The organism is Mesorhizobium sp. ES1-4 (assembly GCF_020164745.1).
Classification (GTDB): domain Bacteria; phylum Pseudomonadota; class Alphaproteobacteria; order Rhizobiales; family Rhizobiaceae; genus Mesorhizobium.
In genome coordinates this window covers 303,789-328,196 of the sequence record NZ_JAIUGV010000004.1, presented here as the reverse complement: position 1 = coordinate 328,196, position 24,408 = coordinate 303,789, and the positions used below count along the sequence as shown (strand labels likewise).

Sequence of the window (24,408 nt, the reverse complement as noted above, 5' to 3'; positions counted from 1 at the left end):
TGGACGCGATCATGATCCATCGGCCAGACGCAAAAAAGCCCGGCCGTGGCGCGACCGGGCTTTCAGGAATTGGCGTCAGTCCGCTCAGTGCAGGATCTGCGACAGGAACAGTTTCGTGCGCTCATGGCGCGGATGGTCGAAGAACTCGGCCGGCGTATTCTGCTCGACGATCTGGCCCTGGTCCATGAAGATCACCCGGTTGGCGACCTTACGGGCAAAGCCCATCTCGTGGGTGACGCACAACATGGTCATGCCTTCCTCGGCGAGGCCCACCATGGTCTCCAGCACTTCCTTGATCATTTCCGGGTCGAGCGCCGAGGTCGGCTCGTCGAACAGCATGATGCGCGGGTTCATGCACAGCGAGCGGGCAATCGCCACGCGCTGCTGCTGGCCGCCGGACAGTTGGCCCGGATATTTATTGGCCTGCTCGGGAATCTTGACGCGCTTGAGGAAATGCATGGCGATCTCCTCGGCCTGCTTCTTCGGCGTCTTGCGCACCCAGATCGGCGCCAGCGTGCAGTTCTCCAAGATGGTCAGATGCGGAAACAGATTGAAGTGCTGGAACACCATGCCGACCTCGCGGCGCACCTCGTCGATCTTCTTGAGGTCGTTGGTCAGTTCCTTGCCGTCGACGATGATCTTGCCCTTCTGGTGCTCCTCCAGCCGGTTGATGCAGCGGATCATCGTCGACTTGCCCGACCCCGAAGGGCCGCAGATGACGATACGCTCGCCGCGCATCACTTTCAGGTTGATGTCCTTCAGCACATGGAACTCACCATACCATTTGTGCATGGCGACGATGTCGATGGCGACATCGGTGGTGGAAATATGCATTTTGGCGGCGTCGACCTTGATGTCTTCCGCGCCGACGGCGTTTTCGGTGGCCATGGCTGGGGGTCCCCTTGCTTTTTTGTTTAGCGTTTGTAGCCGGTGTCGAGCCGGCGTTCCGTGTACATTGAATAGCGCGACATGCCAAAGCAGAACAGCCAGAAGACGAAGGCGGCAAACACGAGGCCGGACCTTGCGGTCTGTGGGGTCGCCCAATTGGGGTCGGAGAAGTTCTGTTTGACGACGCCGAGCAGGTCGAACATCGAGATGATGAGAACCAGGCTGGTGTCCTTGAACATGCCGATGAAGGTGTTGACGATGCCGGGGATGACCAGTTTCAGCGCCTGCGGCAGCACGATCAGCCCCATCTTCTGCCAGTAGCCGAGGCCGAGCGAATCGGCGCCTTCATACTGGCCCTTCGGAATCGCCTGAAGGCCGCCGCGCACGACTTCGGCCATATAGGCCGCCGCGAAAAGCGACACACCGATGAGCGCCCTGAGGAACTTGTCGAAGGTGACCCCGGCCGGCAGGAATAGCGGCAGCATGACGCTGACGAAGAACAGAACAGTGATCAGTGGGATGCCGCGCACCGTCTCGATGAAGATGATGCACAGCATCTTGACGATCGGCATCTTGGAGCGCCGGCCGAGCGCCAGCATCGTGCCGAGCGGCAACGACACGGCGATACCGACGAAGGAGAGGCTGAGCGTCACCAGCAGGCCGCCCCATCTCGCGGTCTCGACATGCGGCAAGCCGAACATGCCGCCAACCAGCAGAATGAAGGCAACGATCGGCAGCGCCACAAACAGCAGGAGGGCGTTGAGGCCTTTGCGCGGCACGCGCGGAATCAGCATCGGCGCCAGCAACGCCACGAACAGGATGGCTACCAGAATCGGGCGCCAGCGCTCCTCGATCGGATAGGTGCCGAACATGAACTGGCCGAACTTGGCATTGACGAAGGCCCAGCAGGCACCACTCCAGCCGTCCTGCTGAATGCCGCCCTGAGCCACGGTTGTGCAGACGGTGCGATCGGGTCCGGTCCATTGGGCGGAAAGGAAGGCCCAGTTGATGACCTGCGGCAGAATCATTGCCACGATGACGAAGCCGATGATCGTGAGGATGGTGTCGCCGGTGGTCGCGATCAGGTTCTTGCGCACCCAGGCGACCGGCCCGCGTTCGCTCGTCGGCGCCCGCTCGGCCAACACCATCTCGGTGCGCACCCAGGACAGATCGTGTTCCTGCATGGCCTTACCTTTCCACCAGCGCCATTCTGGCGTTGACCACGTTCATGACCGCCGAGGTCACCAGGCTGAGTATGAGGTAGACGACCATCATGATCAGCACGCCCTCGACCGCCTGTCCGGTCTGGTTCAGGACCGTGCCGGCGGTCGCTGTCAGGTCCGGATAGCCGATTGCGATCGCCAGCGACGAGTTCTTGGTCAGGTTGAGATACTGGCTGGTCAGCGGGGGGATGACGATGCGCATGGCCTGCGGAACCACGACCAGCCGCAGGATTGAGCCGGACCGCAGGCCAAGTGCGGCGGCCGCCTCTGTCTGGCCTTTGCTGACGCCCCTGATGCCGGCACGCACGATCTCGGCGATAAAGGCCGCCGTATAACAGGACAGAGCCAGATAGAGCGAAAGGAATTCCGGCTTGACCTGAAAGCCGCCGGTCAGGTTGAACGTCGATTGTTTCGGAAAATCGAAGGTCACCGGAAAGCCGCTGAGCGCATAAGCGAGCAGTGGCAGGCCGACGATCAATCCCACGGAAGTCCAGAACACCGGAAATTGCTGGCCGGTCGTCAACTGCCGTTGACGCGCCCTATGGGCAACGAACCACGCCATGGCGAGCGCGACGACGAGCGCAACCAAGATCAGCCAGGAGCCGTCGCCCCAGATGGCGCTCGGAAAATAGAAGCCGCGCTGGTTGAGATAAGAACCGAACGGCAGGTGGATGCTGTCGCGCGGTGCCGGCAGCACCGCGAGCACGCCCGAGTACCAGAAGAAAATGACCAGCAGCGGCGGGATGTTGCGGAAGACCTCGACATACACCGTGCAGATCTTCTGGATCAGCCAGTTCTGCGACAGCCGGCCGATCCCGACGACAAAGCCGATGATGGTGGCGGTGACGATGCCGGCGACCGCGACGATGATGGTGTTGATGAGGCCGACGATGATCGCGCGGCCATATGTCGAGTCCGACGTGTAGGCAATGGGCGTCTGGCTGATATCAAAGCCAGCGCGGCCCTTCAGGAATGCGAAGCCGGACGCAATGTGCAGGCGCTGCAGATTGTCGATGACGTTATTTACGACCCACCAGACGGAGCCGAACAGAAGGATGACCACGAGCGTCTGAAACACGAGGCTGCGTATTTTCGGGTCATTGATGAAGGAGCCGCGGTTCGGCTCTTCGCTAAGAATTTCCTGCGAAGCCATGGACCATCCCCTGGAAAGAGAAACCGGGAGGCAAATGCTCTGCCTCCCGGATCACGTTTCGATCAGCGGATCGGCGGACCATATTGCAGGCCGCCCTTGGTCCACAGCGCGTTGATGCCTCGCGCGATCTTGAGCGGGCTGCCGGAGCCGACATTGCGCTCGAACATTTCGCCGTAGTTGCCGACGGCCTTGACGATATTGACGACCCAGTCGTTGGAGAGGCCAAGATCAGACCCGTACTTGCCGTCGGGCTCGGTGCCCAGCATGCGCTGGATGTTCGGGTCGTTCGAGGTCTTCATCTCGTCGACATTCGCCTGGGTGACGCCGGCCTCCTCGGCGTTGAGCAGCGCGAAGTACGTCCAGCGTACGACATGGGCCCACTGGTCATCGCCCTGGCGCACGGCCGGGCCGAGCGGCTCCTTGGAGATGATCTCGGGCAGCACGACATGGTCAGCCGGCGAAGCCAGCGTCAGGCGGATGCCGTAGAGGCCGGACTGGTCGGTGGTGTAGACGTCGCAACGGCCGGAATCATAGGCGGCGTTCACTTCCTCGAGCTTCTCGAAGACGACGGGATTGTACTCCATCTTGTTCTTCTTGAAGTAGTCGGCAAGGTTGAGCTCGGTCGTCGTGCCGCTCTGCACGCAGACGGCGGCGCCTGAAAGCTGCAGCGCGGAGTTCACGCCCGGCAGCTTCTTGGCGTTGATCATGAAGCCCTGGCCGTCATAATAGGTGACGCCGACGAAATCCAAGCCGAGCGCGCTATCGCGGTTGCTGGTCCAGGTCGTGTTGCGCGACAGGAGATCGATCTCGCCAGACTGCAATGCGGTGAAGCGCTCCTTGGCGCTGAGCGGCGTAAACTTGACCTTGGAGCCGTCGCCGAAGACCGCGGCCGCCACGGCGCGGCAGAAATCCGCGTCGAGGCCCTTCCAGTCACCCTTGTCGTCCGGGGCGGAGAAGCCGGCCAGGCCGGTCGAGACGCCGCACTGGATGAAGCCCTTCGCCTTGACGGTGTCGAGCGTGCCGGCCGTCGCGGCCGACGCCATCAATCCGAGCGTGGCGGCGCCGAGAATGCCGATAGCAATATGTTTCATGACCCACAGACCCTTTTCTGTTTTTCAGGCAAACCCTGATCTTTTTTCCCGTGTGAACACAGCTCCCATCCCGGCCCATTCCCGGGACCTCGCATCGCAAATCGACGCGCCGCCTCCCATTCACGAACAGCATCGAAGGCGATAATTCCCGTGAGGTCAAGGAAAATGACCGAATCCGAACGTGTTTGAAAATCGATTGTCCGAAATGCCTGAATTGCAGACAAAGGCGACCGGGATTTAGTCAGTAGTGCGAATAAAGTCGGCAAAGCTCATTGCCCCTCCAAACGGGCATTGCCAGTGCAATCCGCGCGCCGCAACTACTCTTGGCTACCCGCGCTTCCTGCCCACACGGTTACGTGCACGGCACTGTCGTGACCGTGGTCAAGCGGCAAGAAAGCCGCGGCAGCACCACGACGCCCTCCAGCGGAAATTGGCACATCGGAAGTCCGTTTCCTGGCGGAGGCAGCGCTGTTGCGCGGTTCATGCCACCGCACTATGGCTAGCGGCTTACCAGAAGAGGCATGACGCATGGCGAAAGACGACAGCGAGCAGGGTTCCGGCAAGGTGGGCATCAACACGCGGCTTGCCCATTCGGGCAACAACCCGCACGACTATTTCGGCTTCGTCAACCCGCCGGTCGTGCATGCCTCGACCGTATTGTTCCGCAATGCCGCCGCGATGGCCGCACGCAACCAGAAATACACTTACGGCACGCGCGGCACACCGACGACCGATGCCCTTGCGCAGGCGATCGATTCGCTGGAAGGCTCGGCCGGCACGATTGCTGTGCCGTCGGGCCTTGCGGCGGTGACCGTGCCGCTGCTCGCCTTCGTGTCGGCCGGCGACCATTTGCTGATCGTCGATTCCGTCTATCACCCCACGAGAAACTTCGCCGACACGATGCTGAAGCGGTTGGGCGTCGAGGTCGAGTATTATGCTCCCGAGATCGGCGCCGGCATTGCGGCGTTGATCAAGCCGAACACCAAAGTGGTGTTCACCGAATCACCGGCGTCCAACACGTTCGAGGTGCAGGACATCCCGGCAATCGCCAAGGCGGCGCATGCGGCCGGCGCCATCGTGATGATGGACAACACCTGGGCAACGCCGCTCTATTTTCGGCCGCTCGACCATGGCGTCGACATCTCGATCCACGCGGCAACGAAATATCCGGCCGGCCATTCGGACGTGCTGCTCGGCACGGTCTCGGCCAACGAGAGCTGCTGGGCGCAGCTCTACGAGAGCTTTTGCACGCTTGGCTGCTGTGCGGGGCCCGACGATGTCTACCAGGTGCTGCGCGGCCTGCGCACAATGGGCGTGCGGCTCGACCATCACCAGCGCAGCGCACTTGACATCGCGTCGTGGCTCGAGGGCCAGGACGGCGTGGCGCGCGTGCTCCACCCTGCCCTACCCAGCCATCCGGACCACGCGCTGTGGAAGCGCGACTTCCGCGGTTCGAGCGGCATCTTTTCCATCGTGCTGGCCGGCGGCGGCCAGAAGGAGCAGCACGCTTTCCTGGACGCACTGCGGATCTTCGGTCTCGGCTACTCCTGGGGCGGCTATGAGAGCCTTGCGGTGCCGGTCTGGCTTGGCGACCGCGTGGTTGCGAAAGGCCCTTACGAAGGGCCGTTGATCCGCCTGCAGATCGGCCTCGAGGATGTCGAGGACCTGAAAGCCGACATTATGCATGGGCTTGCGGCAGCGTCGCGCGCGGACTGACGTCAAACAGAATCAGCAAAGGGCCGCAAGCCCTTGACGCCGATGACAAAGCGCGATCCGCCGCCAGCGCTCCGCGAAGGTCGGTGCGCGATATTATTCTCCTACGCCACCACTTTACGGATTTGTTTGGCTTTCAAATCGGCGAGTTCGGCGGCATTGCGTGCTGCTCGCATTCCCGGCAGATCCATTCGTTGCAAAGTTCTCCATGGCCTTTCGCCTTTTTGTTCCCATCCTTGCCGGCGCGACGCTGCGCGAACGTGTCCTGGCGTGTATCGGCGCCACGATCGGCATCGCACTGACGGGCCTGATCAGCGGGCTGGCAATAGGCGGCGGACCGCATGTAGCGCTGCTGGTGGCACCGATGGGTGCATCCGCCGTGCTTCTGTTCGCCGTGCCCGCGAGCCCGCTGGCCCAACCCTGGTCGATCATCGGCGGCAATTCCATATCGGCGCTGGCCGGCGTGACCGTCGCGCACTTCATTCATGATCCGGTGATGGCCTCGGGCCTCGCGGTGGCGTCGGCCATCGCCGCAATGTCGTTCACGCGGTGCCTGCATCCGCCAGGCGGCGCCGCCGCGCTGACGGCGGTGGTCGGTGGGCCGGCCGTCATCAGCGCGGGATTCCTGTTCCCATTGGTGCCGGTTGCCTTGAATTCGACCGTCCTGGTGGCGCTGGGCTTGCTTTTCCATAAGCTGGCGCGGCGCAACTACCCGCATATCGTGGCAGCGGACGCCAACAGCCACGGTACCGCAGATCCCCCGGCTCGGCAGCGCGCCGGTTTTCGGCCCGAGGACATCGATGCGGCACTGACAGCGCTCGACGAGACCTTCGATATCGACCGCCACGACCTCGAACGACTGCTGCGACAGGTCGAATTGCAGGCCATGGTGCGGTCGCACCGGACGCTGCTGTGCGGGGACATCATGTCGCGCGACGTGGTTTCGGTGCCCGAGCATGCCACCGCCGACGAAGCACGCCGGCAACTGCTCGATCACAATATCCGCACCTTGCCGGTGGTCGACGCGGATGCCCGGCTGGTTGGCGCCGTCGGCCTGCGCGAGTTGACGAAAGCCGTCGATACGGTGAAGGGCGTGATGGCAAAAGCCGGCACCGCCTCGCCCGAGACGCCGGCGATGAGCCTGCTTCCGGCGCTCACCGACGGCCGCAGCCATGCCGTGGTGATCATCGACGGTGAGCGGCGCATTCTCGGGCTGATCACGCAGACCGACCTGCTTGCGGCGGCCGCACGCGTGCAGACGGCAGACGAGGGATTCACGGCAGCTTAACACGAACAGGCTGGCACGATGCTTGTGCTGGCGCGATGCCGGAATCGTAGCCGCTTGATCTGGTTGCTTTCAGGGCGCAAGCCGCGGCGTTTGTCCTAAATTTAGAAGCCCAACGCCAGCCATGCGGTGCCGGCCAGGAGCGTGATCAGCGTGAGCGGCAGGCCGACCTTGAAGAAGGCACCGAAAGACAACGGCGTGCCGGCGGCCTTGGACTGTTCGGCGACGATCAGGTTGGCGACCGAGCCGAGCAAGGTGAAGTTGCCGGCCAGCGTCGAACTCATGGCCACAACCAGCCAGGCGCGCCCGGGGTTCTCCAGGCCGGGTATGAATGGCTTGAGCGCCAGTACGGCTGGAACATTGCTCATGATGTTGGACAGCACGGCGGTGAAACCCGACAGCCTCCAGACATCGTCGAGCCCGACGTTCTTGGCCGAGGCGATCATATCGGGTGTCAGCAGCGTCTTTTCCGCGCCGGCAACCACCACGAACAGACCGGCGAACATGAACAGCAGCGGTCCGTCGATCTCGCGATAGATGCGCGATGGCTTGATGGCGCGGGTGAGCAGCAGAATGGCGCCGCCGATAAGCGCCGCCTTGGCCACGGGAACACCGGCGAAGAAGGCGATCGCCAGCCCGATACAGACGACCACCGCCTTCAGCACCTGGCCGCGATGCATGCGGCCGCCCGAGATGTGTGGCGTCAGTTCGCCGTTGCGCGTGAATTCCGCGCGGTAGACGATGCGCACAATGAGGATGACCGCGACAAGGCCGAACAACGCGACCGGCGCGAGCGCCGCCGAAAAGGCCGGATAGGAAATGCCCGAGAGCGCACCAATGACCATGTTCTGCGGGTTGCCCGTTATGGTGGCGACACTGCCGCAGTTCGAAGCAGTGGCGGTGGCGATGAGATAGGGGATCGGATTGCGGTTGATGACCCTGGTGACGTGGACGACGATCGGCGCCATGACCAGGCAGATGGCGTCGTTGACCAGGAAGGCAGACAGCACGCCGGTCAGGAGCGTCACCATTACGAGGAGCATGAACGGTGCATGCGCGTGCTCGATCGCGATTGCGCCGAGACCGCGAAAGGCACCCGATACCTTCAAATGCGCCACCACGATCATCATGCCGAGCAGAAGCGTGATGGTGTCGAAATTGATGGCGCGATAGGCGTCCTCCATGCTGAGGGCGCCGATGGCGATCATCGCCGCGCCGCCAAGCAGCGCAATGCCTGCCCGGTCGAGGCGCAACCCAGGTATGCGGCCGATGGCGACGCCGGCATAGGTCAGGACCAGGATCAGCAGTGCCGCCGCGCCCATGAATGTCATCGCTAGAAGCCCTGCTCGATCTCTGCGCACCGATGCCGGCCGCACGCGATTCACGTGATGCCAGCTTTAGCGTAATGTCGGGATTGATGCCAAACGGCCCAGGCGGATTGCGCCGCTAACGCCGATAGAAGTCCAGCCGTTGTCGCAACGCCTGCGGGGAAAACAGCTGCTCCACGCTCTGCCGCGCCTTGCGGCCGACAGCCGCCCGCAGGCTCGGGTCGGCTTTGAGATCCGCCAGGATCCGCGCCGCCTGTTGCGTGGTTTCGAACAGGAAGCCGTTGTCGCCATGCCTGATGTGGTCGGCATAGCCGCCATGCGAATGGCAGACCACGGGCAGGCCGCAAGCCATCGCCTCGAAGACCACGCGGCCGAACGTTTCCACATGCGAGCCGCTGCGATAATAGAATACGTCGAGCGTCGGCAGGAACTCTTCCGCAGCAATTTGACCGACCGGCAGGAGTTCGAGCCCAGGATGCGCCGCCAGCTTGCCTTTGAGTAGGGTGCCCCCTTGAACCCGCACCGCGACGCCGTCCGCCAGCAATGCCTCGTAGAGCGCGATATCGTCGTCATGGTGCTTGTCCGGCGTGTCCCGGCTCATCCGTCCCACCGTGAACGGGCCATCAGGCTTTGCCCGCAGTGACGAGAACCGCCCGATATCGATGGGCGATGGATGAACGACGCCTTCTATCCCCAGCACGCGCCTCTGAAAGTCGGAGATCAGCACCAGTTCGGCACCGGGCCAACGCAGCAGGCGCGGCATGCGCGTCGTCAGCGCGATGATCTTGGGATGAAAGGTGTTGAAGACATAGATCAGCCGGCGCGGACGCGGGATCAGATAAGGCCACACCTTGTTGCGCCAATGCGCACCAAGAAAGACATAGGTGCCGCCATCCGGCACATTGCGTGTTGCAGGCGAGACGCGGCGTATCGGAAATTCCCGCCTCAGGTCTTCGGATACGCGCGACGAGGTTGCCCAGAGACGCACCCGCGAGTCGGCGCTCAACAGCCGATACAACTCCAGGGTCTCGCGCTCACTGCCGCCAAACGGGTTCTGAAAGCCGTTGAACAAATGGATCATGGTCGCGGTGCTTACTGGGCCCTACCGAGGCGTTTCGCCATTCAATTGCCTGCACCCAATGTGCCGTGCAGTATCCGCGATACCGCACGATCGAGGGGCTCGAGAACCAGGAATATCCTGGCGATCCTCCATTTATTACCTGCCGGAGGAAGCACGCAGACAAGCACGCGTCAAGGACGCGGCGGGTGTCAGCCTACTGCGAGGCTGCCATCAGTGCATGGTGGCGATGCTGGGTGGAGCTACCGGGGAGGTTTCCGCCGGATCGAAGCTGACCTGATCGCGTCCATTCGATTTCGCTGCATAAAGCCGCCTGTCGGCGGCGGAGAATATTGCCTCGTAGGTGGTCGGCCCGCTGAAGCTGGTGCCGCCGATGCTGACGGAAAGCGGGCAGGAGCGGCCGCCCGGGGAAAAGTCCATTTCGCGTATCCGTCGGCGGATCCCTTCGGCAACCAGCCAGGATTGCGAGGAATTGACACCGGGAAGGAATACCCCGAACTCCTCGCCGCCGATCCGGCCGACGATATCGCCGCCGCGCAACTGGCCCTTGATCGCCTGCGCGATCAGCTTGAGCGCCTGGTCGCCGCAATCATGGCCGAGGCGGTCGTTGATCGACTTGAAGTGGTCTGCATCGATGATCAGCAGTGCGCCGGAACGGGTCTCTTCCTGCTTGCGGGTTTGCTCGAGATAGGCCTCGACCAGCATTGAGAAGGCGCCGCGGTTCAGCACCGCCGTCAGGCTGTCGGTCGCGGCGATGACGCTGAGGTCGCGCTGGGCTATCGCCAGCTGGCGGATCTTCCACATCAGGAAAAACAGAAACGTGCCACCCAGCACCAGGGGCAGCAGAAGGTCCGTCACCTCCGCGCGCCGGACAGCCTCGGGCGAAAGATAGGGGAAATTGAACGAATCGACGAAAAACGCCACGGCAATGAAGAACGTCGTGCCGGCGGTGGTGACGGCGATCACCCTAACCCAGCTGGTCGGCGACAGATCCAGCTTCATGATCTTGCACTCCGTTAGCCGTCTCTATTGTGACGTGCCAACGCAAACAAAATGATAAGACTTCCTTTCAATTCGAGACCGGATGGCGGGAGACGAGATCGGATGGCCAGCAGCCGGGGCACGATCGCCCGAAAGGCGGCCGCGCCCCGAGGGTGGAAGCAAATCCGCTCACCGGATTTCGGACAGGAAAAATTCCGAAGTCAGCGGTTGGGTGCCGGCCCGACCGCCTCGACGACGAAGGATGCCGCGATCAGGTCGTCGGCATCCAGTCGCAAGGAACCGTCGCCAGCTCCCAGGATGGCGGCGACCTTGTGGAAGGTCTTCATCTCATGGCCGGAAATTTCGGCATCCTGCATTCTGGCCTTGAGTTCGGCGATACGCCGCCCCAACGCAGGGGACGTTCCGATTTCACGTTTCGACATGGCCTGACTTCCTCCACCAACCCGTGCTTGTTTGCCCCGCCCGTTCGCTAGCCGCTCGTTGCCCTTCATGAGGCGCCGCGAATACAAGCCCCCGAACGCTTGGTTTTGGCCAAGGTTCCAACAGGGCCGGATCACGAAATAATTCCAGAGCCTCGGCGCGGCCCGGGACTCCCGTCCGTATCCAATGGTGACCGGGAGACGCTGGTTGGCCAGATTGCCCGGGAAACGCACCAGCGCAATGCGCGCGCCGTTCGTGTTTAACGGTCGACACCCCATAAGTCCGGATTTCGTGCAAAGTACTCGATCAGCATTTCGATGAGGATCCGGACTTTCCGTGTGGGGTGTTTACCCGGCGGTCGGACGACATACGCGCCTGCCGAAGGTGGGGGATAGCGCGTCATGACCGCAACGAGCGCGCCGGAGGACACATATTCGTATGTGATGCAATCGGGGAGCCAGGCGATGCCGAGTCCTGCCGCGGCCGCAGCCGCAAGCGCCGTGGCGTTGTCGGCCTTGAACCTGCCCTGCGGCTGAACCGTGACGATCTTGTCGCCATCCATGAACTGCCAGGCTTCCGTTCCTTGCATGAGGGCTTGATGGTCGGCGAGTTGTTCTACCGTCTCAGGTGAACCGTGCGCTTTGATGTAGTCCGGGCTTGCGACAAGCTTTCCATGGATCGGCCCGACGCGTCTCGCGATCAGGTTGGAGTCCTGGAGGTAACCAACCCGGATCGCGCAATCGAAACCTTCGGCGATCAGATCGACGAAGCGATCGCTGTAGGAGGTATGGATGTGGAGCTGCAGGTGTTTTTGCGCCATTTCCGCAAGCACGGGGGCAAAGTGCGTCGAGCCGAAAGAAAGCGGCATGGCAACCCGCAGGCGGCCGCGCAGTTCACCGGCGGGCAGGATCGTTTCCCTGGCGGTATCGATCTCTGCGCTGGCTCGGGCCGCGTGGTCTCTGAACGTCATTCCCGCTTCCGTGAGCGAGGCACCCCGGGTCGTGCGTGCAAGAAGCTGGACGCCAAGCTCCGCTTCGACCCGAAGGAGCCGCCGACTGACGATCGATTTGGAGACGCCGAGCCGGCGCGCGGCGGCCGATACGCCACCGGCATCGGCCACCGCGACGAATGTCTGTAAATCTTCGATGTCCAATTTTGGCGTTCCTCGTTTCGCGACACAGCTTGCCCGATTATGGCACTACCGCATCACCGCAAGGAACAGCAAATTGCGTCCTGACAACGTCGCCTTCTGGCGCATGTCTCCCGTGAACCCATTGCCGTCCATAGTGGCATAGAAAGGAAGTCCTGATGACCCCTCGCAACGGTCTTGATTCGCTACTTCGTCCTGAAGACTCGGTCCTCGTTCTGATCGACCACCAACCTTATCAGCTCGCAAACCTGAACAGCCACGATCCGCACATGGTGGTCAACAACACGACCGCGCTGGCAAAGCTAGCAAAAGCCTTCAATGTTCCGACCATTCTCACCAGCGTGATCGCGGCGCGCGGTGGACTTCTCTTCAAGCAGATCACCGACGTATTTCCGGACCAGGAAGTCATCGATCGCACCTGGGTGAACACCTGGCAGGACGAGAATGTGGTGAACGTCGTCAAGGCGACCGGCCGCAAGCAGCTGATCATCGCCGGTCTGTGGACCGAGGTCTGCGTCGCAATGCCTGTGATCCAGGCCGCTGGCGAAGGCTGGGACGTGACCGTGATCACCGACGCGTCGGGCGGGATTTCGAAGGAGTCTCACGAAGTTGCCATCCAGCGCATGATCACGGCCGGCGCGAACGTGATGACCGTGATGGCGCTCGCTGGCGAATGGCAACGCGATTGGGCGCGCACCAAGCACGTCGAGGAGCTTTCCGAGATTCTCATCCAGCACTTCGGCGGCAGCGGCATCGCGTATCTTTGGGAGCAGCAGCTTCTCAACACGCCTGTGCCGAGCACGGTGCGCTGATCTGAGTGGGGTGACGGAAGTCTTGAGCGATCCGCTCCGAACAAGCTGATTGCCTATCGACTTGCGTCATCCCCTCCACAAGAAGCTGACCATGTCTGAATGCAAGGCGGTCGGCATGAGGCGACCACCTCCTTCAGGGGTCACCACGACCGCAGCAGCGGGCCATTCGGCTGGGAATTGAGGGGACATCTCCACGGCCAATGACGGTTTGGTTCCAGCCAGTTCACCCGCCCCGCAGCACACTCCGGATGTCGGCCTCGGCCGCAAGCGCATCCGCGAGAACGAAAAGAGTGAAGTTGGAACTCGGTTCCCGACCTGGTTGGAACTTTCCGTAGGCGATGCCGCTAAACACCTGAAAACGTTGGCGATCCCGACAGGATTCGAACCTGTGACCATCGGCTTAGAAGGCCGGTGCTCTATCCAGCTGAGCTACGGGACCGTTGCCGGCTCGGAGCCGGTAGATATTCGCGCTGGCGCGCGCCGGGCTAGCCGGTCAATGCGTCCAGGGCGTCCTGCGGTCATAGCGGAAATTTTCCGCATAGGAAATCTGGCGGCGCTTGGTCTCTTTCGGCTCCTCGACACGGAAGGCAAGTCCTTCCTTTTCGGCGTAGGCGACTGCTTCTTCCCGCGTGTCGAAGGTGAGCCTGATCTGGCTTCTCATGTCTTCCGACGTGGTGTAGCCCATCAGCGGGTCGATCTTCTTGCGCATCTCGGGATCGAACTCCAGCACCCAATAGCCAGTCTTGGCCTTGCCGGACTGCATCGCGGTTTTGGCTGGGCTGAAAATGCGCGCGGACATGGCCACCTCTTTGTTGTGCAAGGCGGCATCGCCGCCCCTCGCCCGTCATTACTGCGCATTGGCAGCGGCGGCAAGGTTTTTGCACTTGCCATCTAACACCGAAATGAATAGGCAACAGACCGTTCGGAGTGTAGCGCAGGCTGGTAGCGCATCTGGTTTGGGACCAGAGGGTCGGGAGTTCGAATCTCTCCACTCCGACCATTCCTTCCCCGAAAAAGTCAATTCGCGACTGGTGCAATCATATTGTCACCGGGTCTACCTTGCTGCGATAGTACGCGCATGGCAGCGGGAGCGTTTCAAGAATGGCGGCAAACGACAGGCCGGTAATCACCCGGAAAGGCCAAGAGAGCAACAAGACCAGCCAATCGGGCGGGATGGCGCTGGTAACAGGGGTTGGGCCGCAACACACCTCGGCGGCCAGGCTGTGGTTCGGCAAGGCCAGCAACGCGCCCGGCTTTCGTTCGCTGCCGCACCACCATGGCGAAGCCGAGACCGGCGCTTACCTGCTGTCGGGCAATGCCCGTATCTATTTCGGCGAGAACTACCAGGAATTCGTCGAGCTCTCGGCTGGCGACTTCATGTTCGTGCCGCCATTCCTGCCGCATCTCGAGGCCAACATGAGCACGACGGAAGAATTATGGTGGCTGGCCTGCCGGACTCCCGAAAACATCGTGATCAATTTGCCTGATGTCGACGATACTTCACTGGCCGGCTATCGCCGCGCCTGAGCACCGCGATAACGGCTCGCTGCAAGCCCCCCAATGCCCGGGCTTCACCATTCCAGGTTCGCTTTCTCGGTATTGCCGCCCTAAGCTGCGGCAAAGGGGGATTTGCGGTGCTTGGGATTGAGGCGTGGGCGATCGCCTGCGCGGCGCTGGCGATGTGGCGGTCGCTGCTTACCTTTGAAAGGCAAGCTCGCCGGGCGAGAACCCCAACCCCCTCAATCCCGGCGAGCCTACAACCTGATTTGGAACGCAATCAGGACCGGGGTCAGCCGGCAAGCTCACCAAGCAAGAAGGATGCCAGTCTTGTTTTCCCAAAACGGGACCGAGGATCGAGACGGGAAATCGCCGAAACGCTGAGCCGTCAAATCTCGAATTCGCCTTGCCCCTCGTCCATGGCGCTCACGGTCTCGGCCGCCAATGCCCTTGTGATCGGCATCTTGCGCTCCAGCGCGGTGCGGTCCAGCCGCTCCACCACACGCATCGCGGTCGCCAGCGAGCGCTCGATGCGCCGCACCAGATACTGCACGACATGCGGCTCGACCTCGACCTGTCGATCGGCGAACAGCTTGGTTATGACGCCGGCGAGCAGGAGATCGTCGGGCTCGTGGATCTCGACGGTCGCCGCCGCCTTCAGCCGCGAGGCAAGGTCCGGCAGCTTGACGCCCCAGGCCGACGGGAAGCGCCGCGCCGTCAGGAGCAGCGTCGAGCCGGCAGCACGCACGGCATTGATCAAATGGAACAGGCCTTGCTCATCGACAGCGCCGATATCGACATCGTCGATCAACGCCGGTCGCGCACCGAGATTGGCGATGCTGTCACCGATGCGCATGGCGTCGACGGCCACCGCGTTGGCGCGGGCACGCCAGATCGAGGCCAGATGCGTTTTGCCTGAACCGGCGGGGCCTGCCAGCACCACCACCGGTGCTGGCCAATCCGGCCAGCGGTCGACCAAGGCCGCCGCCTGGTTGTTGGTGCCGGAGACGACCAGTTCGTCGCGCGAGTAGCCAGTGCCGTGGCCGAGATCGAGCGGCAGTTGGCGCGGTGGATCGGTTCGCTGGGCAGTCACTTCAGCGACGCGGTTGCGTGCGATGGCCGCCGCCGCGATCGGCCGGCAACGGCGGCGCCAACTCTGTCGCATGGCCCTTGTAGAGCGGCGATTCGAGATAGCGGGCGATGGCAAACCGCACCAGCACCGCAATCGCCGCCGAAGCCGGCACGGCAATCAAAAGGCCGACGAAGCCGAACAGCGCGCCGAAGGCAAACAGCGCGAACATCAGCCATACCGGATGCAGACCGACGCTCTTGCCGACCAGCCTGGGCTGCAGGATGTTGCCTTCGATGAACTGGCCGATGAAAAAGACCACGGCAACCGCGACGATCATCGTCCAGTCGGGCCAGAACTGGACGAAGGCAACGCCGACGGCCAGCACCAGCCCGGTCAGCGAGCCGACATAGGGGATGAAGGAGATCAGCCCGGCGAACAGGCCGATGAGAATAGCGAAATTCAGCCCGGTCAGCGTCAGGCCGGTGGCATACATTGCGCCCAGGACCAGGCAAAGCGTGCCCTGGCCGCGCACGAAGCCGGCGGTCGCGGTATTGATGTCGCGCGCGATGGCGCGCACCGTCGCAACATTGTCGCGCGGCACCCAACTGTCGATGACCGCCACCATGCGGTCCCAGTCGAGCAGCATGTAGAAAGCGACCACCGGCGTCACCACGAACAGGCTGACCACCGAGACCAGCGCCAAGCCGGAACTCCACAGCGAGGTGAAGACGGTCGTTATCAGACCGAAGCCGGAGGTCAGCAGCGAATTCAGCCCCTCGCGCAGGCCGTTGGCGTTGACGCCGAATCTCTGCTCCAGCCATTTCGGATCAAAGGAGGTGATCAGGCTTTGCAACCGCGTCAGGTACTCCGGCAGCTTGCCGGCGAAATCGGCCATCTGCGTCGCCAGCACCGGAATGAGGATGACAAAGGCCAGCACCAGCACGATGAGGAAGGTGATCAGGATGACTACCGTCGCCATGAAGCGGCTGAGGCCGAGCCGCTGCAGGCGGTCGGCGACCGGATCGAGGAAATAGGCAAGCACCATGCCGGCGACGAAGGGCAGCAGGATGGCGCTGAATACATAGAGAAAAAGCGCCAGGATCGCCGCACCCGCCAGCCAGAAGAAGATCTGCCGGCGGAACGCGAACGACGCCTCGGCCTCTGCCGCCATCTCGCCGGCCGGCACGATGACGACCGTCTGATCATCGACGGTGTCGCCCCGCGCCACCGTTTTGCGGGCGGCAGGCTTGCGGGCAGCCTTGCTGTCGATGGGCTTGTCAGCCTGATTTACCGCCTTCGCCATAGCCGCTCATATGCCTCAGCCAAGCCACGAGATAGGCCGCGGCCGAAGCGACGGTCAAGACCCCGGACAGCAATATGAGGGCGGGCCGCAGCGGGTCGAGGCGCACGGCAAAGGCAAGTTCGCCCAGCACAACCGCCGCCAGCCCGATCTGCGCGGCGGTATTGGCCTTCGACACCAGAAACGGTTTTATCTCGACCGGATGGGCCATCACCGTGGACAACAGGACCGCGCAGACGATCAGCGCGTCGCGCGACACCATGGTGACGACCAGCCACAGCGGCAATTGCCCGATGAAGCCCATGACGACGAACACCGAAACCAGCAGCAGCTTGTCGGCGACCGGATCGAGATAGGCGCCGAACGTGGACTGCTGGTTGAAACGGCGCGCGATGAAGCCGTCGACGCCGTCGGAAACGCCGGCAACGACGAAGCCGGCAAAAGCCCAGTCCCAATGCGCCTGCAGCATGGCCAGGACCACGGCAGGCATCAGCACAAGGCGCAGGATGGTGATCAGATTGGGGATAGTCAACGCATTGTCCCGCCCTATCATGCCTGAGATAGATGAGGGAGATGGAGGGGCGAGGCAAGGGAGAAGCAGGCCGAGCCAGCGCCAAGCGCAGTATGCGATGCCCCCCGCTATCCACGCTTTTGTCAGCCAAAGGGCCTCCGCTTCGGCCGTTATCCTTGCGGACCGAAACCGTTCATGCGAAGAGCCCGCAAACGAGCAGGAAAATTGCGATGAGCAAGCGCGAAACCGGCCAGCACAAAACGGGCCAGAACAAGACGGCCAAGCGCAAAAACGGGCTCACCTATGCCGAGGCCGGCGTCGACATCGATGCCGGCAATCTCATGGTGGAGAAGATCAAGCCGCTGGTGCGTGCGACGCGCCGGCCAGGCGCGGATGGCGAGATTGGCGGCTTCGGCGGCCTGTTCGACCTGAAAGCGGCCGGGTTCACCGACCCGGTTCTGGTCGCCGCCAATGACGGCGTCGGCACCAAGCTCAAGATCGCCATCGATGCCGGAAAACACGACACGATCGGTATCGATCTTGTCGCCATGTGCGTCAACGACATCGTCGTGCAGGGCGCCGAACCGCTGTTCTTCCTCGACTATTTCGCCACCGGCAAACTCGATCCCGACCAGGGTGCCGCGATCGTCGGCGGCATCGCGCAGGGCTGCCGGCAGGCCGGCTGCGCGCTGATCGGCGGCGAGACCGCCGAAATGCCCGGCATGTATCACGGCACGGACTACGATCTTGCCGGCTTCGCGGTGGGCGCGGCAGAACGCGGGCAGCTTTTGCCCACCGACGACATCGTCGAAGGCGATGTGCTGCTCGGCCTTGCGTCCTCGGGCCTCCATTCGAACGGCTTTTCCCTGGTGCGCCGCATCGTTGCGGCGAGCGGCCTGGCGTGGAGCGATCCGGCGCCGTTCAACGACGAGGCGACGTTGGCCGAGGCGCTGCTCGAGCCGACCCGCATCTACGTGAAATCGATCCTCAAGGCGATCCGCAACACGCATGGCATCAAGGCGCTGGCGCACATCACCGGCGGCGGCTTCCCGGAAAACATCCCGCGCGTGCTGCCCAAGGACTTCTCGGCCGAGCTCGATCTCGAAGCCATCGAAGTGCCGCCGGTGTTCTCGTGGCTGGCCAAGACCGGCGGCGTGGCGCCGGAGGAGATGATGCGCACCTTCAACTGCGGCATCGGCATGATTTTGGCTGTCGCTTCGGGTCAGGCGGCACAGGTCGCGGCCGTGCTGCAGGAGGCCGGCGAGACGGTGACGCCGATCGGCCGCATCGTGCCGCGCCGAGACGCCGGCGTCATCTATCGGGGCTCGATCGACCTATGAGCACGCAGAGGAAACGCACCGTTGTCCTGATTTCGGGGCGTGGCTCCAACATGACGGCGCTGATCGCGGCGGCCAGCGACCCGGCCTTCCCGGCCGAGATCGTCGGCGTCATCTCCGACAAGGCGGACGCCGCCGGCCTGGGCATCGCCAGGGCACGCGGCATCGCCACGCAGGTCGTTTCCCGCGCCGACCACGGGAGCAAGCAGGGACATGACGCGGCGATCGACGCTGCACTGGCGGCCCTCAATGCCGAGATCGTGGCGCTGGCCGGCTATATGCGCATCCTGACCCCCGGCTTCGTGCAGAAATGGCAGGGCCGCATGATCAACATCCACCCTGCCCTGCTGCCGGCCTTCAAGGGCCTCGACACCCATGCAAGGGCACTGGCCGCCGACATCCGCATCCACGGCTGCACGGTGCATTTCGTGACGCCCGAGATGGATGACGGCCCGATCATCGCCCAGGCGGCGGTGCCGGTGATGGTCGGCGACAATGCCGATACGCTGGCTGCCCGTGTTCTGAAGGCCGAGCATCGGCTCTATCCGCTGGCGCTGGGACTGGTGGCCGAAGGCAAGGCGCGCATGGAGGCAGGTCGCACCGTGCTCGCCCACTTTGCCGACGATGCCGAGAACGGCACCTCGGTGGTGATGGCACCCGACCCGCTGCGCGAGGAAGCCGACCTGGAGCATCTGGCGCGGATCACGCCTTAGCCCGAGAGCACGGCAATGAGACAACTGCTCCTGCTTCGTCACGCCAAATCGAGTTGGGACGATCCTGGCCTCGATGATTTCGACCGGCCGCTCGCGGAACGCGGGTTGAAGGCAGCCCGATTGATCGGCCGCGAGCTTGCCGCGCGCGACTGGCTGCCCGACTTGGCACTGGTGTCGCCGGCACTTCGCACCCGCGACACGTGGCGGCTGGTGGCCGCGGAACTGCCCGTGCATCCTCGGGTCGCGCTTGCCGAGGCACTTTACGATGCTTCAGCGGCGGATATTCTGAGCCAGATACGCCAAGCAGACCCGTCGAGCGGCTGCCTTTTGGTTCTCGGCCACAATCCAGGCCTGGAGGATCTGGCAAAACAGCTTGCAGGACCGGGATCCGAGGCGAAGGCGCGCAAGAAGCTCGAGGAAAAGTTTCCGACGGCGGCTCTCGTGCGCCTTGTCCTTGAAGACGACTGGTCTGCCCTGTCGTCCGCGCGACTGACACATTGCCTGCGGCCGAAGGATCTGAGGTAAAGGTCCGACGTCCGGCGGGTGCGGCAGATCGCATCCACCGCATCCGGGACATCAGTTGCCCAGATGCCTTGGCTGGGCTCCGGCCAGTCGACGCCGGGCTTCATCTTGGTGTGGGCAGCTTGTGCCCGGTCATATTCGCGTTGTTGTCGCCGGTGACGGCGCTGGCCGCCGGCGTCGATCACGCAACCGGCTGGTTGGCATTGTCGGAGCCAAAGTGGTTGCTGCCGGCGAATTCACCTCCAATTGCGATCGGCAACTGGCCTGATTCATAAAACAAGAGCGGCGGGCCAGGCCCACCGCTCTTTGTCGTTAAAAGGTTCTTGAAGAGATTAGCGGCCCCAGATGCCCTGGCCCGACTGCGCCGGAACGTTGGCATTGGCGTCAGCCTGCGCCTTTTCAGACTTCAGGATAGATTCAGACTTCAGGATAGAGCCGGTTTGGAAGGTGTCGACGTTGGCGGTCGACTGGCTGGCAACCGGCTGGTTGGCGTTGTTGGAGCCGTAGTTGTCGCTGCCGGCAAAAGCGGTGCCCGTGGCAACGAGGATGGCGGCGGCTGTGAGTGCGATCTTGGTCATTTCAAGTAGTCCTGAATTTGAAGGTTGGTTGGGTCGGCGTCGCGATCAGCGGCCGAAGAGATTGCGGTCAGCGCCCTGCGGGGCCTGCACCGACGCGGCCGTCGACTTCGAGGTCGAAGCGGTGACTGAATGGTCGACAGTGGCGGCAGGCTGATTGGCGGTGGCCGACCCATAATTGTCGCTGCCGGCAAAAGCGGTGCCCGTGGCAACGAGGATGGCGGCGGCGGTAAGAGCGATCTTGGTCATTTTGTTTACTCCAGAATTTCTCTGTTCTATCCGTCTAGTGGCGTGCCCTTGGGAGGATTTCGCGTCGCTCGGACCACCTGCAGATGGGACGTACCTTTTGGGATTTCCAGTCGCATCGGCTTTGCACTATTTTATTATATTATAGACAATGAATGTTGCGTTGCAGCATTGACGATGGGATTTTTCACATGTTTTCAGACGATTAGGCCTGCGCGCTCCAGTTTAAGCGAACGCAGATCGCAGGGCATTGTTCACACTTCGCGATACAATCCGTCAACCAGAACCGAACCGTTCGGTTCGATTATATCCTGAAACGAGGTGTCCCAGCCTGCAAAAAACAACCGTCGGCCGCAGCCAAAGTCGCATTTGCCTTGCGTTGCGATCGATACTATCGATCATTTCGGGTCCAACTGCCGAATGGGATCGCCGATCGAGCCCGGGCGGCCGTTGAGACCGGAAGCAGGCGGATGTTGGAACGGCAATAAACATGCGATTGCTGCTTGTGGAGGACAATCGCGAACTGGCGGACTGGCTGGGCAAGACCTTGCGCCAGGCGAACTATGTCGTCGACATCGTCCATGACGGCGAGGATGTCGAGCATGCGCTTGCCGTCGGCGACCACGCGCTCGTCATTCTGGATCTCGCGCTGCCTCGCATGGGCGGACTGGAGGTGCTGCGCATGCTGCGAGCGCGCGGCAACCGGGTGCCGGTGATCGTGCTGACCGCCAATGCCAGCCTCGATGGCCGGGTCAAAGGTCTCAACGAAGGCGCCGACGATTATCTGGCCAAGCCCTTCCAGATCGAGGAGCTCGAAGCACGCATCCGCGCCCAACTGCGCCGCGCCAATGACCGGACGGCACCGGTCGTCGCCTGCGGCGACCTCGTCTTCGACACCAATACCAGGCTGTTTTCGCTCAGCGGCGAGACGCTTTCATTGACGCCGCGCGAACATGCCGTGCTCGAGCAATTGATGATCAAGGCAGGACGGACGGTGAGCAAGGCCGCATTGTCCGCGGCGATCTATGACTTCGACACCTACGCCGATCCAAGCGCCATCGAGATCTATGTGCACCGTGTGCGCAAGAAGCTGGAAGGGTCGCGGGTCCAGATCGCCACCTTGCGTGGCCTTGGCTATCTCTTGCGCCATGATGATCTGGTGCCATGAGGATCAACAGTCTTCGGCTGCAACTCCTGGCCTGGGTTGTACTGCCGCTCGCCGGACTCGCCACCGTCAATCTGTGGACCAGCCATGGCAATGCACTGGCGACCGCCGATCTGATCACCGATCGCATGTTGGTCGGGTCGGCGAGGATGATCGCCGAGCAGGTCGCAATGACCGACGGAGTGATCAACGCCACGGTGCCGCCGGCAGCGCTCGAGATGTTCGATACCGGCGACCGCGACAGGGTCTACTACGGTGTCGAGACCGCGGGAGGACGGCTGTTGACCGGCTATCCCGGGCTGCCCGGGACCCCCGGGCGCCCCAGTATGGAAGCAACCTACCGTGACCAGACGCTGCGGCTGCTGACGTTTACGCACGCGGTGGTCGGCGCCGGCAAAGACTCGCCGATATCGGTTACCGTCGGCGTCACGCTTTTCGGCCATGACGCGATGGTGCGGCATCTCTGGTTCAGCGCTTTCACCCAGCAACTGGCGCTGGTGGCGATTGCCGGCGTCTTCGTGCTGCTCGGCCTGCGGCGAGGGTTGGCGCCGCTTATCAGGCTGCGCGACGCGGTGCGCTCACCAGAACGCAGCGAACTCGACCCCGTCGAAATTGCCGGCGCGCAGAGCGAAATCCGGCCCCTGGTCGACGCACTCAACGCCTATATGGAACGGGTGCGGGCGCAGATGGCGGCGCAGCGCCGTTTCATCGCCAATGCCGCGCATCAGTTGCGCACGCCACTGGCGCTGTTGTCGACGCAGGCGAGCTATGCGCTGCGCGAAACCGCTGTCGACGCGCGCCGGGAAGCGCTTGTCGCCCTGCAGGCAAGTTCCGCCCGATTGGCGCGGCTGGCCGAGCAGCTCTTGACCTTGTCGCGTGCTGAACCAGGCAGCCGGCGACCGCGCGCCGACCGCATCGACCTGACGCAGGCCGCGCGCCAAGTGCTGGAAACGCATGCGCCGAGGGCCGTCGGTCGCAACATCGATCTTGGTCTCGATGAGACTGGCGCCGTACCGGTCATCGGCGACGGCACGATGCTGCGGGAGATGATCGTCAACCTCGTCGACAACGCGCTGCGTTACACACCGGCAGGCGGCACCGTCACCGTCAGGCTCGCCGCCACGGATGGCGAGGCCGTGCTGACGGTCACCGACGACGGGCCGGGCATACCCGTCGACGAGCGCGACCACGTCTTCGAGCGCTTCTACCGGCTGGCCGGCGCGACCGACGAGGGCAGCGGCCTTGGGCTCGCCATCGTGCGCGAGGTGGTCGAAAACGCCGGCGGCCGCGTCACCCTTGGCGATGGCGCGGCCGGCGGCCTGGTGGTCGAGGTGCGCCTGCCATTGGCCGGCGGCTAGAGCATGATGCCGAAAAGTGTGAGGCGGTTTTCGGACGACATCATGCCCTATCGTTTTGATTAGAGCCGGCCGGCTATGCTTACTGCGTCTCGTGCAGCGGCTGCGGGCGCCATTTCGCCAGCCGGTTCTCGACCATCGTCATCAGATATTCGGCGCCTAGCGCCACCACCATGATGATGACGATCGCGGCATACATGCCCGCGGCGTCGAACGAGCCCTTGGCGATGTTGATCAAGAGTCCGATACCGTAGCGTGAGCCGACGAACTCGCCGACGATGGCGCCGATGATGGCGAAACCGAAGCTGACGTGCAGGCTGGCGAAGATCCAGCTCATCGCCGACGGCACGATCACCGAACGGGTCAGCTGCCAATCGGAGGCGCCGAGGATGCGGGCATTGGCGATCATCGCACGATCGGCCTCGCGGACGCCCTGGAAGGCGTTGTGGAAGACGACGAAGAACACCATGACGAAGGCCAGCGCCACTTTCGAAGCAAGGCCAAGGCCGAGGATCATGATGAAGATCGGCGCCAGCACCACGCGAGGGATCGAGTTGATCACCTTGATGTAGATGGAAAAGATGTCGGAGGCCATGCGGTTGCGGCCAAGCGCGACGCCGATGACGATGCCGGCAACCGAGCCTGTGACGAAGCCGAGGACGGCCTCCTCCATCGTGACATAGAGATGATACCAGAGAGGCCCTTCGGACGTGCCTTCCGTCATCCACTCATAGAGTCTCTGCGCGATCGCGCTTGGCGTGGCGTAGAAGAACGGATCGATCCAGGCCTTGCGCCCGGAGATTTCCCAGGCGGCGAGGAAGGCGATGAGGATGGCAAACCGCCAGAAGATCACCGTGCGGCGGCGATGCTGCGCGGCCTTGGCGGCGGCGGCTTCTATTTCAGCGTCCGAGGTTCCCGGCCTGAAGCTTCCTGCCCTGATGTCGATGGCGGCATCGGTCATTGTGTCCTCCC

25 protein-coding genes and 2 tRNA genes are annotated in these 24,408 nt (G+C 62.9%); 10 read left to right on the top strand and 17 right to left on the bottom strand.

Going from position 1 to position 24,408, the window contains the following annotated elements:
* Window positions 1-84: 84 nt before the first annotated feature.
* The 4 genes from LB556_RS09860 to LB556_RS09845 form a co-directional block, all read right to left on the bottom strand.
* Window positions 85-834 (bottom strand): amino acid ABC transporter ATP-binding protein, encoded by a 750-nt coding sequence (locus LB556_RS09860; RefSeq protein WP_032919731.1) that lies wholly within the window; start codon window positions 832-834, stop codon window positions 85-87.
* 80 nt (window positions 835-914) lie between these two features.
* A complete protein-coding gene (locus tag LB556_RS09855) occupies window positions 915-2,072 on the bottom strand; it encodes an amino acid ABC transporter permease (RefSeq protein ID WP_224566514.1) in 1,158 nt (385 codons plus the stop codon).
* A gap of 4 nt (window positions 2,073-2,076) precedes the next feature.
* Complete coding sequence (locus tag LB556_RS09850) at window positions 2,077-3,264, bottom strand: amino acid ABC transporter permease (protein WP_224566512.1); 1,188 nt, start codon at window positions 3,262-3,264, stop codon at window positions 2,077-2,079.
* A gap of 62 nt (window positions 3,265-3,326) precedes the next feature.
* Window positions 3,327-4,355 (bottom strand): amino acid ABC transporter substrate-binding protein, encoded by a 1,029-nt coding sequence (locus LB556_RS09845; protein WP_224566510.1) that lies wholly within the window; start codon window positions 4,353-4,355, stop codon window positions 3,327-3,329.
* Window positions 4,356-4,883: 528 nt separating this feature from the next.
* Here LB556_RS09845 and LB556_RS09840 point away from each other — a divergent pair.
* The gene (locus LB556_RS09840) at window positions 4,884-6,071 is read left to right on the top strand and encodes a cystathionine beta-lyase (protein ID WP_224566508.1); all 1,188 of its coding nucleotides are present in this window, start codon (window positions 4,884-4,886) and stop codon (window positions 6,069-6,071) included.
* A 205-nt stretch (window positions 6,072-6,276) separates the two neighbouring features.
* Complete coding sequence (locus tag LB556_RS09835) at window positions 6,277-7,356, top strand: HPP family protein (RefSeq protein WP_224566506.1); 1,080 nt, start codon at window positions 6,277-6,279, stop codon at window positions 7,354-7,356.
* 101 nt (window positions 7,357-7,457) lie between these two features.
* Here LB556_RS09835 and LB556_RS09830 read toward each other — a convergent pair whose 3' ends face one another.
* The 5 genes from LB556_RS09830 to LB556_RS09810 form a co-directional block, all read right to left on the bottom strand.
* Window positions 7,458-8,684 carry an anion transporter gene (locus tag LB556_RS09830; protein ID WP_224566504.1) on the bottom strand — a complete coding sequence of 409 codons (1,227 nt, stop codon included), beginning with the start codon at window positions 8,682-8,684 and terminating at the stop codon, window positions 7,458-7,460.
* Window positions 8,685-8,799: 115 nt separating this feature from the next.
* A complete protein-coding gene (locus LB556_RS09825) occupies window positions 8,800-9,762 on the bottom strand; it encodes a glycosyltransferase family 4 protein (protein ID WP_224566502.1) in 963 nt (320 codons plus the stop codon).
* Between the two features lie 210 nt (window positions 9,763-9,972).
* The gene (locus tag LB556_RS09820) at window positions 9,973-10,761 is read right to left on the bottom strand and encodes a GGDEF domain-containing protein (protein ID WP_224566500.1); all 789 of its coding nucleotides are present in this window, start codon (window positions 10,759-10,761) and stop codon (window positions 9,973-9,975) included.
* A gap of 200 nt (window positions 10,762-10,961) precedes the next feature.
* The gene (locus tag LB556_RS09815; RefSeq protein ID WP_224566498.1) at window positions 10,962-11,183 is read right to left on the bottom strand and encodes a hypothetical protein; all 222 of its coding nucleotides are present in this window, start codon (window positions 11,181-11,183) and stop codon (window positions 10,962-10,964) included.
* 257 nt (window positions 11,184-11,440) lie between these two features.
* Entirely contained in the window at window positions 11,441-12,334 is an 894-nt protein-coding gene (locus LB556_RS09810) for a LysR family transcriptional regulator (RefSeq protein WP_224566496.1), read from the bottom strand.
* 155 nt (window positions 12,335-12,489) lie between these two features.
* On the opposite strand from LB556_RS09810, the gene LB556_RS09805 reads away from it, so the two are divergent.
* The gene (locus LB556_RS09805; protein WP_224566494.1) at window positions 12,490-13,143 is read left to right on the top strand and encodes a hydrolase; all 654 of its coding nucleotides are present in this window, start codon (window positions 12,490-12,492) and stop codon (window positions 13,141-13,143) included.
* Between the two features lie 362 nt (window positions 13,144-13,505).
* On the opposite strand, the gene LB556_RS09800 is transcribed toward LB556_RS09805, so the two are convergent.
* Together LB556_RS09800 and LB556_RS09795 are read right to left on the bottom strand one after the other, a co-directional pair.
* Window positions 13,506-13,582 (bottom strand) — tRNA-Arg (locus LB556_RS09800).
* Between the two features lie 54 nt (window positions 13,583-13,636).
* Window positions 13,637-13,942, bottom strand: a complete 306-nt coding sequence (locus LB556_RS09795; RefSeq protein WP_224566491.1) for an ETC complex I subunit — start codon at window positions 13,940-13,942, stop codon at window positions 13,637-13,639.
* Between the two features lie 124 nt (window positions 13,943-14,066).
* Here LB556_RS09795 and LB556_RS09790 point away from each other — a divergent pair.
* Window positions 14,067-14,143: transfer RNA gene (locus LB556_RS09790), tRNA-Pro, on the top strand.
* 101 nt (window positions 14,144-14,244) lie between these two features.
* Window positions 14,245-14,670, top strand: coding sequence for a cupin domain-containing protein (locus LB556_RS09785; protein WP_224566489.1), 426 nt, complete (start codon window positions 14,245-14,247; stop codon window positions 14,668-14,670).
* A gap of 358 nt (window positions 14,671-15,028) precedes the next feature.
* Here LB556_RS09785 and hdaA read toward each other — a convergent pair whose 3' ends face one another.
* From hdaA to LB556_RS09770, 3 genes are all read right to left on the bottom strand, one after another.
* A complete protein-coding gene (gene hdaA / locus LB556_RS09780) occupies window positions 15,029-15,733 on the bottom strand; it encodes a DnaA regulatory inactivator HdaA (RefSeq protein WP_224566487.1) in 705 nt (234 codons plus the stop codon).
* Between the two features lies 1 nt (window position 15,734).
* Window positions 15,735-16,883 (bottom strand): AI-2E family transporter, encoded by a 1,149-nt coding sequence (locus LB556_RS09775; protein WP_224566749.1) that lies wholly within the window; start codon window positions 16,881-16,883, stop codon window positions 15,735-15,737.
* Between the two features lie 106 nt (window positions 16,884-16,989).
* Window positions 16,990-17,544 (bottom strand): CDP-alcohol phosphatidyltransferase family protein, encoded by a 555-nt coding sequence (locus LB556_RS09770; protein WP_224566485.1) that lies wholly within the window; start codon window positions 17,542-17,544, stop codon window positions 16,990-16,992.
* A 209-nt stretch (window positions 17,545-17,753) separates the two neighbouring features.
* Here LB556_RS09770 and purM point away from each other — a divergent pair, with 209 nt between their 5' ends.
* From purM to LB556_RS09755, 3 genes are read left to right on the top strand one after another with little or no spacing between them, the layout of a single operon-like run.
* Complete coding sequence (gene purM / locus LB556_RS09765; protein ID WP_224566483.1) at window positions 17,754-18,863, top strand: phosphoribosylformylglycinamidine cyclo-ligase; 1,110 nt, start codon at window positions 17,754-17,756, stop codon at window positions 18,861-18,863.
* Window positions 18,860-19,573: a phosphoribosylglycinamide formyltransferase gene (gene purN / locus LB556_RS09760; RefSeq protein ID WP_224566481.1), complete on the top strand. Its 714-nt coding sequence runs from the start codon at window positions 18,860-18,862 to the stop codon at window positions 19,571-19,573. The genes purM and purN overlap by 4 nt, the downstream gene beginning before the upstream one ends.
* Before the next feature lie 15 nt (window positions 19,574-19,588).
* Complete coding sequence (locus LB556_RS09755; RefSeq protein ID WP_224566479.1) at window positions 19,589-20,098, top strand: SixA phosphatase family protein; 510 nt, start codon at window positions 19,589-19,591, stop codon at window positions 20,096-20,098.
* 329 nt (window positions 20,099-20,427) lie between these two features.
* Here the strand turns inward: LB556_RS09755 and LB556_RS09750 are convergent, their stop codons facing one another.
* Entirely contained in the window at window positions 20,428-20,673 is a 246-nt protein-coding gene (locus LB556_RS09750) for a DUF680 domain-containing protein (protein WP_224566477.1), read from the bottom strand.
* A gap of 45 nt (window positions 20,674-20,718) precedes the next feature.
* Window positions 20,719-20,919 carry a DUF680 domain-containing protein gene (locus LB556_RS09745; protein ID WP_224566475.1) on the bottom strand — a complete coding sequence of 67 codons (201 nt, stop codon included), beginning with the start codon at window positions 20,917-20,919 and terminating at the stop codon, window positions 20,719-20,721.
* 487 nt (window positions 20,920-21,406) lie between these two features.
* Here LB556_RS09745 and LB556_RS09740 point away from each other — a divergent pair, with 487 nt between their 5' ends.
* The gene (locus tag LB556_RS09740) at window positions 21,407-22,084 is read left to right on the top strand and encodes a response regulator (protein WP_224566473.1); all 678 of its coding nucleotides are present in this window, start codon (window positions 21,407-21,409) and stop codon (window positions 22,082-22,084) included.
* Window positions 22,081-23,439 carry a sensor histidine kinase gene (locus LB556_RS09735; RefSeq protein WP_224566471.1) on the top strand — a complete coding sequence of 453 codons (1,359 nt, stop codon included), beginning with the start codon at window positions 22,081-22,083 and terminating at the stop codon, window positions 23,437-23,439. Before LB556_RS09740 ends, LB556_RS09735 begins: the two co-directional genes overlap by 4 nt.
* 79 nt (window positions 23,440-23,518) lie before the next feature.
* Here the strand turns inward: LB556_RS09735 and LB556_RS09730 are convergent, their stop codons facing one another.
* Complete coding sequence (locus LB556_RS09730) at window positions 23,519-24,397, bottom strand: ABC transporter permease (protein WP_224566469.1); 879 nt, start codon at window positions 24,395-24,397, stop codon at window positions 23,519-23,521.
* Window positions 24,398-24,408: the final 11 nt, after the last annotated feature.